Source organism: Marinovum sp., from assembly GCF_048263515.1.
In the GTDB taxonomy this organism is placed as follows: domain Bacteria; phylum Pseudomonadota; class Alphaproteobacteria; order Rhodobacterales; family Rhodobacteraceae; genus Marinovum.
The window spans coordinates 63,558-78,259 of record NZ_JBLXEC010000002.1 but is presented as its reverse complement, the minus strand read 5'-3'; the positions used below and the strand labels follow the sequence as shown (position 1 = coordinate 78,259).

13 protein-coding genes are annotated in these 14,702 nt (G+C 68.0%); 5 read left to right on the top strand and 8 right to left on the bottom strand.

Features of this window, described 5'->3' with window-relative positions; genetic code table 11:
- Nucleotide 1: 1 nt before the first annotated feature.
- The 8 genes from tolB to ACN0SE_RS02765 form a co-directional block, all read right to left on the bottom strand.
- Nucleotides 2-1,339, bottom strand: coding sequence for a Tol-Pal system beta propeller repeat protein TolB (tolB, locus tag ACN0SE_RS02800; RefSeq protein ID WP_417522960.1), 1,338 nt, complete (start codon nucleotides 1,337-1,339; stop codon nucleotides 2-4).
- A complete protein-coding gene (locus tag ACN0SE_RS02795) occupies nucleotides 1,336-2,595 on the bottom strand; it encodes a hypothetical protein (protein WP_417522959.1) in 1,260 nt (419 codons plus the stop codon). The genes tolB and ACN0SE_RS02795 overlap by 4 nt, the downstream gene beginning before the upstream one ends.
- 10 nt (nucleotides 2,596-2,605) lie before the next feature.
- Complete coding sequence (tolR, locus tag ACN0SE_RS02790) at nucleotides 2,606-3,082, bottom strand: protein TolR (RefSeq protein WP_417522958.1); 477 nt, start codon at nucleotides 3,080-3,082, stop codon at nucleotides 2,606-2,608.
- 3 nt (nucleotides 3,083-3,085) lie between these two features.
- A complete protein-coding gene (gene tolQ / locus ACN0SE_RS02785) occupies nucleotides 3,086-3,781 on the bottom strand; it encodes a protein TolQ (protein WP_417522957.1) in 696 nt (231 codons plus the stop codon).
- A gap of 185 nt (nucleotides 3,782-3,966) precedes the next feature.
- Nucleotides 3,967-7,374, bottom strand: coding sequence for an efflux RND transporter permease subunit (locus ACN0SE_RS02780; RefSeq protein ID WP_417522956.1), 3,408 nt, complete (start codon nucleotides 7,372-7,374; stop codon nucleotides 3,967-3,969).
- 238 nt (nucleotides 7,375-7,612) lie between these two features.
- Entirely contained in the window at nucleotides 7,613-9,073 is a 1,461-nt protein-coding gene (locus ACN0SE_RS02775) for an efflux RND transporter periplasmic adaptor subunit (RefSeq protein ID WP_417522955.1), read from the bottom strand.
- Nucleotides 9,074-9,165: 92 nt separating this feature from the next.
- Nucleotides 9,166-9,708, bottom strand: a complete 543-nt coding sequence (moaB, locus tag ACN0SE_RS02770; RefSeq protein WP_417522954.1) for a molybdenum cofactor biosynthesis protein B — start codon at nucleotides 9,706-9,708, stop codon at nucleotides 9,166-9,168.
- A gap of 23 nt (nucleotides 9,709-9,731) precedes the next feature.
- Nucleotides 9,732-10,508, bottom strand: coding sequence for a uracil-DNA glycosylase (locus ACN0SE_RS02765; RefSeq protein ID WP_417522953.1), 777 nt, complete (start codon nucleotides 10,506-10,508; stop codon nucleotides 9,732-9,734).
- Nucleotides 10,509-10,663: 155 nt separating this feature from the next.
- Here ACN0SE_RS02765 and ACN0SE_RS02760 point away from each other — a divergent pair, with 155 nt between their 5' ends.
- From ACN0SE_RS02760 to plsY, 5 genes are all read left to right on the top strand, one after another.
- Nucleotides 10,664-11,614 carry an aspartate carbamoyltransferase catalytic subunit gene (locus tag ACN0SE_RS02760; RefSeq protein ID WP_417522952.1) on the top strand — a complete coding sequence of 317 codons (951 nt, stop codon included), beginning with the start codon at nucleotides 10,664-10,666 and terminating at the stop codon, nucleotides 11,612-11,614.
- Nucleotides 11,611-12,159 carry a hypothetical protein gene (locus ACN0SE_RS02755; RefSeq protein ID WP_417522951.1) on the top strand — a complete coding sequence of 183 codons (549 nt, stop codon included), beginning with the start codon at nucleotides 11,611-11,613 and terminating at the stop codon, nucleotides 12,157-12,159. The genes ACN0SE_RS02760 and ACN0SE_RS02755 overlap by 4 nt, the downstream gene beginning before the upstream one ends.
- Before the next feature lie 157 nt (nucleotides 12,160-12,316).
- Nucleotides 12,317-12,781 (top strand): DUF4268 domain-containing protein, encoded by a 465-nt coding sequence (locus tag ACN0SE_RS02750; RefSeq protein ID WP_417522950.1) that lies wholly within the window; start codon nucleotides 12,317-12,319, stop codon nucleotides 12,779-12,781.
- Complete coding sequence (gene pyrC, locus ACN0SE_RS02745; protein WP_417522949.1) at nucleotides 12,778-14,058, top strand: dihydroorotase; 1,281 nt, start codon at nucleotides 12,778-12,780, stop codon at nucleotides 14,056-14,058. Before ACN0SE_RS02750 ends, pyrC begins: the two co-directional genes overlap by 4 nt.
- A complete protein-coding gene (gene plsY / locus ACN0SE_RS02740) occupies nucleotides 14,058-14,666 on the top strand; it encodes a glycerol-3-phosphate 1-O-acyltransferase PlsY (RefSeq protein ID WP_417522948.1) in 609 nt (202 codons plus the stop codon). The genes pyrC and plsY overlap by 1 nt, the downstream gene beginning before the upstream one ends.
- Nucleotides 14,667-14,702: the final 36 nt, after the last annotated feature.

Genomic DNA, 14,702 nt, shown 5'->3' with positions numbered 1-14,702 from the left:
CCTACTGCAGCGGGCCCCAGCTCGGGTCAGAGGCCGCGTCGGGCGTGCGCACCCGCTGCAGGCTGCGCCCGGAGACATCCACCGAATAGAGGCTGGCCTGGCCGGCGGCACCTTGGGTTTCGCGGGTGAACATGATCACCCGGCCGTTCGGTGCCCAGGTCGGGCCTTCGTCGAGGAAGGAGGCGGTGAGCAACCGTTCCTCCGAGCCATCGGTGCGCATCACGCCGATGTGGAACCGGCCCTTGTGCTGCTTGGTAAAGGCGATCAGATCGCCGCGCGGCGACCAGACCGGCGTGCCGTAGCGCCCGGGACCGAACGAGATCCGCTCGGCCTCGCCGCCATTGGCCGACATGATATAAAGCTGCTGGCTGCCCGAACGGTCGCTCTCGAACACGATGCGGCTGCCGTCGGGGCTGTACGACGGCGCAGTCTCGATCGCCGGGGTATTGGTCAGACGGGTGGTGCCGCCGGTGGCCAGATCCATGGTGAAGATGTCGGTGTTCGAGCCTTCCGAGATCGAAAACACCGCCGTGCGCCCGTTCGGCGCAAAGCGCGGTGCAAAGGACATCACCCCGGTCTGGGTCTCGAGAATGCGGCTCTGGGTGTTGCCGACGTCAAGCACGTGGATACGCGGAAAGCCGGTGGCATAGGAGGTATAGAGCACCCGGTCGCCGGTCGGCGAGAACCGCGGCGCCAGCACGATCGACGAGCTGTCGGTCAGGTACTGCACGTTGGCGCCGTCGTAATCCATGATTGCCAGCCGCTTCTTGCGTTCGTTCTTCGGGCCGGTCTCGCTGACATAGACGACGCGGCTGTCGAAATAGCCCGATTCACCGGTGATCCGGGAATAGACCGCATCCGCCACCTTGTGCGCCATACGCCGCCAGCCCTCGGTGGTGCCCTGAAACTGCAGCCCCTTGCCCAGCTCCTGGCCGGAAAAGACGTCGTAGACCCGGAATTTCACGGTCAGCTGGCCGCCCTCGCCGCCGGTGACCGCGCCCATGATCAGCGCCTGCACGTTGATCGCCTTCCAGTCGTTGTACTGTACCGGCGCGGCAAAGCTGGTGGGCCGCGAGATGAAGGCATCCTGCGGCGTCTGGATGAACAGCCCGGTGCCGTTGAGGTCATCGGCCACCACCTGCGCCAGCTTGGCGCCCCATTCGGCGGCGGCGGGGTTCTCGGGAATGAAATCCGGGACCGCAAAGGGCAAGGGTTCGACGACACCCTCGGTGATCTCGATCCTGAGCGGCGCGGCAGAGGCCGGCAGCGCCAGCACCAGCAGGGCCAGGGCGGCGGTCAGGGCAGAGAGCACCTGGGTCACTCGGTGTGTCACACTCATCTTGTTACCTTCTCGGGATTAAAGGTCATCTCGATTTGCCGCCATTGGTCGAATTTGTCGACCGGCAGTTCGTAGCCGTCCTTCTGACAGCGGATAATCGCGCGTCTGGCCGATTGAAAGGCCACTTCTGTTGCACGGGCGTCACCCCCGGTGCTGCCGGCAAGACGGATCGAGCTCGGGATCACCCGGCCGGATTGCTCCATTTCCATGGTCACCACCACGGTCACCCGGGCGGCGGCAGAGCCGACATCGACCACCCAGCAGTCCTGCACCGCGAGGCGCAAGTTCTCGCGCTCGCCCGCGGTCAGCGGCGGGCCGCTGGGCGCGGCGGGGGTGGCGGGCGCCGGATCGCTGGCGCCGCCCAGCGCTTCGGCCAGGGCATCGGCCACGGCGCCGGCGGTGTCGTCGGGGGCGGGCGTCGGCTTGGGCTTGGCCGGGGTTTCAGTTTTGGCCGGCGTTTCCGGTTTCGCCGGGGTCTCCGGCGTCTCGCGCGGCGCTTCGGCCACGGCGGGCGGTACCGGAGGACGCCCGCGCGGGCGCACCGAGCGTTCCGGGGCGCCAGAGGGGGCCTCGTCGGCCTCGGTGACGATCTCGCTGGTGGCCTCCTGCTCGGCGGTGGCCTCCTGCTCTTCGCGCGGGTCGGGCGTCGGCGCTTCTTCCTCGGCCACCACAGCATCCTGCGTCGTGTCCTCGATCACCACCTCGGGTTCCGGCGGGGCCACGGGTTCGGGCGCCACGCGCGGCGCCGGCCGCGGCTGCGGCCGGGGCGAGACCTCTGGCAGCACCACGGCCACGTCTTCGTTGGCGGGCGGCGCCGGGTCCGGCGGCGGGATGTCGTCGGCCTCGGTCACCACCGGGGCCGGCGGTTCCGGCACCTGCGGCAGCGCCTCCGGCGCGGGTTGCTCGGGTTCCTCGATTGGCTCCGGCGGCGGCGTGGGGGCCGGCGGTTCCTCGACCGGGGCCGGCGGCGGGCTGTCCTCTTCGGCGGGCGGCGCGGGCTCTTCCGGCGCCTGCGGAACCTCTGGCGCCTCTTCCGGCACCGGTTCGCTCACCTGCGGCGCCTGGCCCACGAGGGCGGCGTATTCCTCTTCGCTGATGGTGGTCACGCTGGTCACGTCAAACGGCAGCGGCTCCACCTCGAACAGCGGACCGATCAGAAGCCAGCCGATCAACCCCAGATGCGCCGCACCCGACACATAGAAGCCGAAATGGAGCCTGCGGCGGCCGTCTTCGTGGATATCGCGATCTTCGCTCACCGGCGCTGGCCTAGCCTTCGTCGCGGCCGTCGAGCCGCGGCCCGCCGGTGTCCGTCACCAGACCGATGTTCGAGAAGCCGCCGGCATTGAGCGCGCCCATGACGCGCATCACCTCGGCATAGGGCACGGCGCCATCGGCGCGCAGGAAGATGCGGTCGCTGGAGCGTTCGGCGGCGATGGCGCGCAGCTTGCCCACCAGCTCGCCCGCCGGGGTCTCGGTGGTCTGGATCATCACCGCGCCTTCGGCAGTCAGCGTCACGGTCAGCGGCTCTTCGCTGTCGGCCGAGAGCGCCGAGGCGGCGGTCTTGGGCAGTTCCACCGGCACGCCGACGGTCAAGAGCGGCGCCGAGACCATGAAGATGATCAGCAGCACCAGCATCACGTCCACGAAGGGCGTGACGTTGATCTCCGCCATCGGCTTGGCCCCGCCCCTGCGGCGCCTGCGGCCCGATCCGCCACCGCCCGGTTTGACGATATGTGCGCCCATGGCCTAGCTGTCCAGCTGACGGCTGAGGATGGTGGCGAACTCGTCGGCAAAGCTCTCGTAGCCCGACAGGATCCGGTCCGCATCCGCGCTCAGCTTGTTGTAGAAGATCACCGCCGGGATCGCAGCCAGCAGGCCCAGGCCCGTGGCCAGCAGCGCCTCGGCGATGCCGGGTGCCACGACGGCGAGCGAGGTGTTCTGCTGCTCGGCGATCTCGACAAAGGCGTTCATGATGCCCCAGACCGTGCCGAAGAGCCCGACGAAGGGCGCGGTGGAGCCCACCGTGGCCAGCACCGACAGGCCGTTCTGCAGCTCGTCCGAGACCTGGGCGATGGCCACGTTCATCGACCGGTCGATCCGCGCCTGTGCGCCGGGGATCAGCCCGCCATCCTCGCGGTGCGAGCGGCGCCATTCCAGCATGCCGGCGGCAAAGACCCGCTGCGCGCGGCCCTTGGGTTCCGGTCCCATCTGCTCGAACAGCTCGTCCAGCGGCTCGCCCGACCAGAAGGCCCGGTCGAAGCGGCGCGCCTCGCGCTTGGCACGGCGATAGGCGACCAGATTGTGAACGATGATTGCCCAGGACCAGATGCTTGCTGCAATCAGCGCGATCATCACCAGTTTGACGGTCAGTGTGGCACGGGCGAAAAGGCCCCACATGGAGAAATCGATCTCCTGTGCGAGCGCAAGGGTCTCTGTTTCCATCAGCCTGCTCTTTGTTGTGGCCGGTTCTGTTGCGGCCTGATTGCCGGGGAGCGTAGCGGAAGAAAAGGGGGAAAGCCAACACGAAGGCGTCAACTGACCGGGTTTGTCACGCGAATTTGCCAACCTGTGGCGGATAATTGCCAAGGCCGTGTAACAACCCTCAAGCGGGCGTGATCACCCCCCGCCTAGGCCGTCCTCTGCCGCCTCCGGGCGAGGCCCAGCGACAGCGCGGCGATGACGAAAATGGCGATCACCAGCACCGCCGCGCCGGCGATGTAGAGCGCAAATCCGGTGGCCAGCCCCGGCTCGGCGGCCAGTGACGCCGGCAGAAGCGCCGTTAGGGCCGACGGCAGGCTGCCGGTCACCGCCACCGCGCCCAGCGTCGCCGCCAGCCAGCCCAGCATCACCACCGTCGCCACCAGCATCAGCGCCCGCACCCGCGGCGCACGGAAGCGCCAGCCGCGGCGCAGGGTGGCATACATCCGCCCCATGTCCTGCTGGATGGCAATCAGCGCCGGCACCACCAGCAGCACCAGCACCATGCCGAAGCCAAGGCCATAGACCAGCGTGATCACCGTGGGCTTGAGGAACTGCGCCTGCGACGAGCGCTCGAAGAGCAAGGGCGCAAGACCCAGCACCGTGGTCGCCGTGGTCAGGAACACCGGCCGCAAGCGGTCCGCCGCCCCTTCGATGATTGAGGGGATCAAGCCCCGCTCCTTGGCGTATTCGTCGATGGTCGAGACCAGAACAATGGAATCGTTGATGATGATTCCGGTCATTCCCAGCATCCCCACCACCGTGAACATGCTAAGCGGCACCTCCCAGTAGTGATGACCGAAGATCGTGCCGACCAGACCGAAGGGAATGATCGACATCACCACCAGCGGCCGGGTCCAGCTGGCAAAGACCCAGGACAGCACGAGGTAAATGCCCAGCAGCACGAGGATCAGCCCGTTGCGCGCGTCGGAGAGAAACTCGTTCTCCTGCTCGGACAGGCCGGCGAGGCGGTAGTCCACCTGCCGCTCTTCGGCGATCTTCGGCAGGATCTCGTCCTGCAGCACCTCCTGGATTTCCTGCGCGCGGGCCGGGTCATCCTCGGAGATGTCGCCCGTCACCGAGATCAGCCTGATGCCGTTCTCGCGCCGCACGGTGGAAAACCCGGTGCGCCGCTCGACGCTGACGATATCGGCCAGCGGCACGTAAGACCCCGAAGCCGCGCGCAGCTGGGTGCGTTCGAGGAAATCCGCGGTCAGCTCGCCCTCGGGCAGTTCGACGCGGATCGCGGCGCTGCGCGGGCCGTCGGGATAGGTCGCCGCCTCGATCCCGCCCAGCCGGTGGCGTAGCACCGTGCCCAGACCGTCGATGGTAAAGCCCAACGCCTGCCCCTGTGGCGTGAGTTCAAGGATCAGCTCTTCCTTGTCGTAGGCCAGGTTGTCCTCGACCGCCGAGACCTCGGGGAAGCGCGCCAACGTCGCCTTGAGGTCCTCTGACGCGCCCTTGAGCACCTCTGACGAGGCGCCATAGAACTGCACGTCAAGCGCATCGCCGCCGGGGCCGGAGCGCCAGCCGCGGAAGCTCACGGTTTCCAGCATCGGGTGGCGGCCCACCGCGTCCTGCAGCGCGGCGACGAACTGAAAGCTCGAATAGGGGCGCAGGTCGGGGTCGATCAGCTCGATCGAGATGGCGCCCAGCTGGTAGCTTTCCTTGGTGTCGGTGCCGGCAAGGCCGCGCCCGGCGTTGCCGCCGATCTCGGCGATCGCATAGTCGATCGGGTTGCGGCCGTGTTCGGCCTCGTATTCCGCGCCCAGCCGCTCGGCCGCGGCCTGCATTTCGCGCATCATTTCCAGCGTGTCTTCGCGGGTGGCGCCGGGGGCCATGGCGAAGTTGCCGGTGACCGAGCTCTGCTCGGGCGCGTTGAAGAAGCGCCATTGCACATCGCCCCGGATGAAGAGCGCCACCTGGCTGGCCAAGAGCACCACCGCGCCCGCCAGCACTGCGTAGCGCGCCCAGACCACGACGGCCATGATCCGGCGGAAGATCACGTCGCGCACCCAGCGGAAGCCGCGATTGACCACCCGCGAGGGCCAGTCGTACCAATGGTCCTTCGACTGGTGCACCAGCGCATGGGCCATGTGGTTGGGCAGGATCAGGAAGCATTCCACGAGCGAGGCCAGCAGCACCACGATCACGGTAAAGGGGATGTCCGAGATCAGGTCGCCGAAACGCCCCGATATGGCGGTGAGCCCGAAGAAGGCGATCACCGTGGTCAGCGTCGAGGCAAAGACCGGCAGCGCCATGCGGCGGGCGGCGTTTTCGGCGGCTTCGACCGGGCTTTCGCGCAGCCGGCGGTGGCGGAAATCGGCATGTTCGCCCACCACGATGGCATCGTCGACCACGATGCCGAGGGTGATGATCAGCGCAAAGAGCGAGATCATGTTGAGCGTCAGCCCGGCCACGAACATCAGCGCGATGGTCGCCGCCATCGCCACCGGAATGCCCGCCGCCACCCAGAAGGCGATGCGGGCGTTGAGGAACAGGAACAAGAGCGCCAGCACCAGCGCCAGCCCCATCGCGCCATTGTCGAGCAGCAGGTCGAGCCGGCCGGTGATCGCCTCGGCGCGGGTGCGGATCAGGTCGATCTGGGTGCCCTGCGGCAGTGTCGCCTCGAGCCGCTCGGCCACTTCTTCGACGGTGCGCTGGATCTCGATGGCGTCGCCTTGATTGGAGCGGTCGACGCGCACGGAAATCGCCGGGTTCTCGCCCACGAAATAGCTGCGGTCGCGGTCGATGCCCTCGACCCTGACGCTGGCAACATCGCCGATGGTCAGCTTGGAGCCGTCGGAGTTGGAGCGGAGCGCAATCGCCTCGATCTCGCCGGCCGAGCGCTTCTCGACCCCGGTGCGGACGCGGGTGTTGGCGCTGGTGACATCACCCGCCGGATCGGCGTCGACCTCGGCGGCGATGGCATTGGCGATCTGCAGCATGGTGATGTCATGCTGGATCAGCGCCACCGAGGGCACTTCGACGATGGTCCGCGGCGCGGCGAGGCCGCGGATCGTGGTGCGGGTGACGCCTTCGGCAAAGAGCCTGACCACCAGCTCGTCGGCAAAGCGCGCCAGCTGGTCGACGCCCACCGGCCCGGTGATCACCACGTCGGTCACCCGGTCCCGCCAGCCGCCGCGGCGCACCTCGGGATCGTCGGCCTCTTCCGGCAGGTTAGAGATCGCGTCGACCGCCGCCTGCACGTCATCGCCGGCGCGGGCCATGTCCCAGCCCGGCTCGAACTCGAGGTCGATGCTGGCGCGGCCCTCGCGGGAGGTGGACGAGGCGCTCTCGACACCTTCGACGGCCAGTAGCGCGGGTTCGAGGATCTGGACGATGGCGGCGTCGACATCCTCGGCGCCGGCCCCGTCCCAGCCGACCGAGACCGAGACCTCGTCGACGATCACGTCGGGGAAGAACTGCGCCCGCATGTTGGGCGCGGCCATGAGGCCGGCGGCGACCAGCAGGACGAGCAGCAGGTTGGCGAGGGTGCGGTGGCGGGTGAAGTAGCTGAGCAGCCCGCCGGGACCGGGAGGAAGATCGCGGGTCATGAGGGCCTCCTGTGGGGAGCAAGAAAGAGCCTGGAACCTTGCGCGGAATCAAGGCCGCAGGCCGCCGCGCGATCGCCGACCCGCCCCCCGGGGCGGCGATTTGTTTGTCGTGGGCGCGCCGCTCCGGTCTCTTGCGGACTTGGCTGGGATAAAGTGCTGCAGAACATTGGTCGGATCGCCACCCCGCGGGTCGGCGATCGCACGGCTTGCGCCAGGACCACAGGTATCATCATCGCGCTTACCCCCCCATCCGCTCCTCGATCCGCCGCACCACCTGCGCCGGCACCTTCTCCTGTTCGAGCTGCGTCAGGATCCGCGCCTTGGCCTCGTCCGGCATCCGCGCATTGCCCTCGACAAAGGCGCGGATCTTCGCCCGTCGCTCGGCGCTCAGCTCCAGCATCTCGGGTTCCTCGGGCGCCGCCTCGGCGCCACCGGGCCGCAACGCCCGCACCTTGATCCCGGCGCCCAGCAGCGGCGTGCGTTCCGCCACGACCTCGCGCCCGGCAAGCCCCTGCGCCCGCACCAGCACGTCGTCGCCCTGCCGGCGCAGCAGCGTCACATCCATCACCTCGAGCCGCTCTTCGGCATCCAGCACCAGCACCGTGTTGTCGGCATCGAGCGCCGAGGACGGCAGCCGCACCACCCGCTCCAGCGGCGGTTCCTCGATCTCCACCGTGACGAAATCGCCGGGCTTGAGCCCGCGGGCCTCGTCGAGCCGGGCAAAGAGCAGCCGACCGGTCTGGCCCTCGCCCACCGCCGCGCTGTCGCGCACCAGCACGCCGGTGCTCACCAGCCCGGTGCCCAGCACGTCCAGCGTCACCGTCACCGGCGCCTTGGCCAGGGCGCCATCCCCGTCCAGCAGCCGCGCGTATTGCGCCGTCGACACCCGGAACGACACCTCGAGCGCCTGCGGATCGACCAGCCGCGCAAGTTGTTCGTTGTTCGACACCAGCCGGCCCATGGTGGCGTTCACATCCGCCAGCGTCCCGGTGAACCGCGCGGTGATGCGGGTGTCATCCAGCCGCCGCTGCGCCTCGGCCAGAGCAATCTCGGCCCGTTGCAGCGCTGTGGCAGCCTGGCTGACCCGGCTCTCGGCCTGGGCCACGGCCTGCCGGCGGGTCAGCACCGCCTGCCGCGCCGACGACGCCGCCAGTTCAGCGGTCTCGACATTGGCGGCAGAGCCCACGCCCCGGCTCAGCAGATCGCGCTGGCGGTCATAGGCCTTTTCGCGCAGGGCTGCCTGTTCCTCGGCCGATTGCAGCTCGTCACGCGCCAGAAGCAGCGCCGCCTCGGCCTCGGCGCCCTCGGCGCGGGCATCGAGAATGTCCGACTGCACCCGGTTCAGCGCCAGTTCGGCATCGCCGGGATCGATCTGCACCAGCAGCGCGCCCTCGGACACATGGCCGCCTTCCTCGAAGCTCTCTGACAGGTCGACGATCTTGCCGGCGACAGCGGCGCGCACCTCGAGTTCGCGGCGGCTGCGTACCTCGCCAAAGGCGGTGAGCACCGGCGTCACGGTCTGCGGCTCGGCCCTGACCACGTTCACGGCAAAGACCCGCTCGCGCGCCTGCGGCACCCTGCGATCCTGGCTGATCCGTGCCTCGACGGCCTCGCGCACCAAAGCGCCGGCATAGACCAGCAGCCCCAGCGTCAGAGACAGGAGAAACAGGCCGGTCAGGCTCTGGCGTAGGAACCGCATGCACGACATCCCTTGGTCGTTGAACACAAATCCCCGGCGCCCCTTGGCCAGGCGCCAGACGCGCCGGTTCTGCAATGATACGAACTTATCGGCTATTTCCGTCGCTGATGCTCGGTCAATCGCGGAAAAATCTCGACAAAGTTACAAGGGCGGTGCCGGTAATCGAGCTGAAAGCCCAGAATTTCATCCCAAGCGTCCTTGCAGGCCCCCGGAGAGCCGGGCAACGCGAACATGTAAGTGCCATTGGCCACCCCGCCGGTGGCGCGGCTCTGAACGGCAGAGGTGCCGATCTTGGCCATCGAGACATGGGTGAAGACCGTGCCGAAAGCCTCGATCTCCTTTTCATAGACGTCGCGATGCGCCTCGACCGTCACGTCGCGCCCGGTCAGACCGGTGCCGCCGGTGGTGATCACCACGTCGATCTGCGGGTCTTCGCTCCATTCGCGAAGTTGCGCGGCGATCTCGGCCCGCTCGTCGGCGAGGATCCGGCGATCCGCCAGCAGGTGCCCGGCGGCCTCGATCCGGCCGGCCAGGACATCGCCAGAGCGGTCCTCGGCCAGCGAGCGGCTGTCGCTCACCGTCAGGACGGCGATGCGCACGGGGATGAAGTCACGGCTTTCGTCGATGCGGCTCATGGGTCCTCTTGCAATGCTGGGGGTCAGGGCTGGCCGAGGCGCGCCCTGAGGCTCAGAAGATCGGCCCAGGCCTCGCGCTTGAGATGCGGCTGGCGCAGCAGGTAGGCCGGGTGAAACATCGGCAGGGCGGGTTTGCCATAGGCCTCGGCCCAGGTGCCGCGCAGCCGGGTGATGCCGCGTTTGCCGAGGCCCGCGTCGCAGGAGATATTGCCCATCAGCACCAGCACCTCGGGCTTTGCCAGCGCCACGTGCCGCGCCACGAAGGGCCGCATCATGGCAATCTCGGCCGGCAGCGGATCGCGATTCTGCGGCGGCCGCCAGGGCAGCACGTTGGTGATATAGACACTCTCGCCGCGGTCGAGCCCGATGGCCGCCAGCATCCGGTCGAGGAACTGCCCGGCCTGGCCGACGAAGGGCTTGCCCTGCCGGTCCTCCTCGCGGCCCGGGGCCTCGCCGATGATCATCACCCGGGCGCCCGGCGTGCCATCGGCAAAGACCAGATTGCGCGCCCCGCGCTTGAGATCGCAGTGCTCGAACGCCGCCAGCGCCGCCTTGAGCCCGGGCAGATCCTGCGCCGCCGTCGCCATCTGCTGCGCCTCGTCCACCGGATCGGCCTTGGCAGGCTCCACCGGCGCGCCGGGCCGCGCCTGTGCCGGGGCCTTGGTCTGCTCCTTGGCCGCTGCCGCAGCGGCGGCCAGCGCATAGCGGTCGACAGGCGTCTCGCTCAGGGTGTCCACCACCCCGGCCTCGATCTGCCAGACCAGCGCCGCGCGCAGGCTCATGTGTTCGGTGTATTCCATCGCCGCGATCCTACTCCGCCCGGGCCCCGAAAGGAAACGCCCCCTGCTTCTTCTCTTTGACAAATACGCATTTCCGGCGCCAGCCCCCGGGCGCCCCCATTGAACGCATCCGCCCCCGCCCATATAAGCGGTCCCAACCCGAACCGGAGCAGGTCATGACCTTTACCCAGCGCCACCTTCTCGGCATCGAGCCGCTTGCGCCCTCAGAGATCACCACCCTGCTCGATCTGGCCGATGATTACGTGCGGCTCAACCGTGGCAAGCGCCACGGCGACGCGCTGGCCGGGCGCACCCAGATCAACATGTTCTTCGAGAATTCCACCCGCACCCAGGCCTCTTTCGAACTGGCCGGCCAAAGGCTTGGCGCGGATGTGATGAACATGGCGATGCAGGCCAGCTCGATCAAGAAAGGCGAAACGCTGATCGACACCGCGCTGACGCTGAACGCCATGCACCCCGATCTGCTGGTGGTGCGCCACCCGCATTCCGGCGCAGTCGATCTCCTGGCGCAGAAGGTCAATTGCGCGGTGCTGAACGCCGGCGACGGGCGGCACGAACATCCGACCCAGGCGCTGCTTGATGCGCTGACCATCCGCCGCGCCAAGGGCCGGCTGCACCGTCTCAATATCGCGATCTGCGGCGACATCGCCCATTCCCGCGTGGCGCGGTCGAACATCCTGCTTCTGGGCAAGATGGAGAACCGCGTTCGCCTCGTCGGCCCGCCGACGCTTTTGCCCGCCGGCATCGATGCCTTCGGCGTCGAGGTCTATGACGACATGCGCGAAGGCCTCAGGGACGTCGACGTGGTGATGATGCTGCGGCTTCAGAAGGAACGGATGGACGGCGGCTTCATCCCGTCGGAACGCGAATATTACCACCGCTACGGGCTCGACGCCGAAAAGCTGAGCCACGCCAAGCCCGACGCCATCGTCATGCACCCCGGCCCGATGAACCGCGGGGTCGAGATCGATGGCGAGATTGCCGATGACATCAACCGCTCGGTCATCCAGGAACAGGTCGAAATGGGCGTGGCCGTGCGCATGGCGGCGATGGACCTGCTGGTCCGCAACCGGACGGCCACCACCGCAGAAGGGATCATGGCATGAGCGACATTCTCGAAATACCCTCGGACGAACACGGGCTGGTGCGGATCTTCACCGTCGATCTGTCGCTCGACGAGGCGCAGCTGCTGCTCGACGATGACGCCCGCGCGCTGCAGAAGATGACCGGCGCCACCGCGCTCGACCCCGATCACATCGACCTGTTCGACATGAACGATCTGTCCGGCATGCCGCTGGCCGACTACCTGGCCGAGGGTCATGGCATCTCGGACGAGGAACTGGCGCCGATCCGCGCCCAGCTCGAACGGGTCAAGGGGCGGGTGATGGTGATGCGCTCGGCCGCCTTCGAGCGGATCGGCCAGCAGTTGCGCGTCACCCATCCGCTGCGCTGGATCGCCACCTTCGGCGAGGCGCGCGATCCGGTGCCGCTGGAAAAACCCCGCGCCGAGAGCGCCCTGCCGCCGGAACCCGTCGAGGCCCCCGCCCCGCCGCCGCCGGACCCCAAGGCCAAACCGATGAAGCCCGGGTTGATCATCGGCGTGGTGGTCGCCGTGGCGGTGCTGGGCGTGGTGCTCTGGGCGCTGGCATGACCGGCGATCTGACAGCACCCTGGCAGAATGCAGGCAAGCAAGGGACGGTCGATGCAGGAACCCAATGACCCCAGGATGTCCGGCCGCGTGGCCACGGTGGCGCTTCTGGTGATATTCGCCCTCGTGGCGGTAATGGTGTGGATCGCGGGATAGAATGATGTCTGACACAGATAGCCAACGTCTTGCCTATTGGCACGCGTTAGGGACGTTGATTTCGTCGACTTCAGGCTCGATCAAGCCGGCTCCGCCCACCGAGAACACTTGGATTTCCCATGATATTGGCTTCACTGAAGCTTCGCTGAACGTGGCGCTCGTTCCCAGCACCGGCGTGGTACGGGTCGAGATTTTCATGGACGGCGACCGGCCGCACGACCTTTTTGATGCACTCAGGCAACGTCGCTCGGAAATTGAAGATGAAGTCGGGCGTGACATGGTCTGGGAAGAGAAAGCCAACGTAAGACGCCGCAAGATTTATGTAATGAACGATGGATTCGACCTGCGAGCACGTTCAACCTGGGATCGGCAGCATAGTTGGATCAGGGACATGGTGGTTCGCTTCTACGAGGTCTTTGTTCCCCTGCTTCGCAACCTCCCGGACAGCATAACGGGGCGCAGAATATGACCACACTTCTCCTCGAAAACGCCCGGCTGATCGACCCCGAAGCCGGCACTGTCTCTCCCGGCTGGCTCCACATCCGCGATGGCCGGATCGCCGCCATCGGCACCGATGAGGCGCCGCAAGGGGCCGATGAGGTGCTGGACTGCCGCGGCAAATGCCTGGCGCCCGGCATCGTCGACATCGGCGTCAAGGTCTGCGAACCGGGCGAGCGCCACAAGGAGAGCTATGCCTCTGCCGGTCGCGCCGCCGCCGCGGGCGGCGTCACCACCATGGTCACCCGCCCCGACACCACGCCGGTGATCGACAGCCCCGAGGGGCTCGAGTTCGTCGCCCGCAGGGCGCAGGCCGATGCGCCGGTGCATGTGCACCACATGGCAGCGCTCACCAAGGGTCGCGATGGCCGCGAGATGGCCGAGATCGGCTTTCTGCTCGACGCCGGTGCCGTGGCCTTTACCGATTGCGACCGGGTCACCCGCAACACCAAGGTTCTGAGCCGCGCACTCACCTATGCCCGGTCGCTGGGCGCGCTGGTGATGCTGCACCCGCAGGAGCCGGTGCTGTCCGACGGGGCCGTCGCCACATCCGGCAAGTTCGCCTCGCTGCGCGGCCTGCCGGCGGTCTCGGCCATGGCCGAGCGCATGGGCCTCGACCGCGATATCGCGCTGGTCGAGATGACCGGCGTGCGGGCGCATTTCGACCAGATCACCACCGCGCGCGCCCTGCCCGCGCTGGCGCGGGCCAAGGCCAACGGGCTCGACGTCACCGCCGGGGTCTCGATCCATCACCTGACGCTGAACGAGATGGACGTGGCCGACTATCGCACCTTCTTCAAGGTCAAGCCGCCGCTGCGCGCCGAAGACGACCGTCAGGCGGTGATCGAGGCGCTGCGCAACGGGGTGATCGACATGATCTCCTCGATGCACACGCCGCAGGACGAGGAAAGCAAACGCCTGCCTTTCGAAGAGGCCGCCTCGGGCGCCGTGGCGCTGGAGACGCTGCTGCCGGCCGCGCTCAGGCTCTATCATTCCGAGGACCTCAGCCTGCCGCAGCTCTTTCGCGCGCTCAGCCTCGCCCCGGCCCGCCGGCTCGGGCTCGACGCCGGACGGCTGGCCACAGGCGCGCCGGCCGACCTGGTGCTCTTCGACCCGGATGCGCCCTTCGTGCTCGACCGCTTCAAGCTGCAGTCGAAGTCCAAGAACACCCCCTTTGACGGCGCCCGGATGCAGGGGCGCGTGCTGGCGACCTTCGTCGCCGGCCGCCGCGTTTTCGGAGAAAGCTGATGCCCGTCATCGAGACCGCCTTTGCCGGCCTGATCCTCTGGGCGCTGATCGGCTACCTGCTGGGCTCGATCCCCTTCGGCTTGGTGATCGCCCGTCTGCTGGGGCTGGGCGACCTGCGCCAGATCGGCTCCGGCAATATCGGCGCCACCAATGTGCTGCGCACCGGCAACAAGCCGGCGGCACTGGCGACGCTGATCCTCGATTCGTTCAAGGGCGCCATTGCGGTGCTGGTGGCCCGCTGGCTGGCGGCGGAAGACGCGGCGCAGCTGGCCGGGTTGATGGCCTTTCTCGGCCATTGCTTCCCCGTCTGGCTGGGGTTCAAGGGCGGCAAGGGCGTGGCGACCTTCCTCGGATTGCTGCTCGGCCTGGCCTTCCCGCTGGGGCTCGCCGCCTGCGCCACCTGGGTGGCCGGCGCGGCGCTGACCCGGATATCCTCGGCCTCGGCCCTGCTCGCCGCCGCGCTGTCGCCCCTCTGGGCCTATCTGCTGGGCTATCCCTCGATGGTCGTGCTCTGCGCGCTGCTGGCGGTGATCGTCTGGGGGCGGCACCATGCGAATATCCGGCGGATAGCGCGCGGCGAGGAGCCTCGGATCGGCAAGAAGGGCTGAACCCGGGACCATGAGGCGTGAGCCATGAGGCCCCGG

Coding starts and splice junctions, on each gene's coding strand:
- tolB (WP_417522960.1), bottom strand. CDS start 1,339: ATGAGTGTGACACACCGAGTGACCCAGGTGCTCTCTGCCCTGACCGCC.
- tolR (WP_417522958.1), bottom strand. CDS start 3,082: ATGGGCGCACATATCGTCAAACCGGGCGGTGGCGGATCGGGCCGCAGG.
- tolQ (WP_417522957.1), bottom strand. CDS start 3,781: ATGGAAACAGAGACCCTTGCGCTCGCACAGGAGATCGATTTCTCCATG.
- ACN0SE_RS02780 (WP_417522956.1), bottom strand. CDS start 7,374: ATGACCCGCGATCTTCCTCCCGGTCCCGGCGGGCTGCTCAGCTACTTC.
- ACN0SE_RS02775 (WP_417522955.1), bottom strand. CDS start 9,073: ATGCGGTTCCTACGCCAGAGCCTGACCGGCCTGTTTCTCCTGTCTCTG.
- moaB (WP_417522954.1), bottom strand. CDS start 9,708: ATGAGCCGCATCGACGAAAGCCGTGACTTCATCCCCGTGCGCATCGCC.
- ACN0SE_RS02765 (WP_417522953.1), bottom strand. CDS start 10,508: ATGGAATACACCGAACACATGAGCCTGCGCGCGGCGCTGGTCTGGCAG.
- ACN0SE_RS02760 (WP_417522952.1), top strand. CDS start 10,664: ATGACCTTTACCCAGCGCCACCTTCTCGGCATCGAGCCGCTTGCGCCC.
- ACN0SE_RS02755 (WP_417522951.1), top strand. CDS start 11,611: ATGAGCGACATTCTCGAAATACCCTCGGACGAACACGGGCTGGTGCGG.
- ACN0SE_RS02750 (WP_417522950.1), top strand. CDS start 12,317: ATGTCTGACACAGATAGCCAACGTCTTGCCTATTGGCACGCGTTAGGG.
- pyrC (WP_417522949.1), top strand. CDS start 12,778: ATGACCACACTTCTCCTCGAAAACGCCCGGCTGATCGACCCCGAAGCC.
- plsY (WP_417522948.1), top strand. CDS start 14,058: ATGCCCGTCATCGAGACCGCCTTTGCCGGCCTGATCCTCTGGGCGCTG.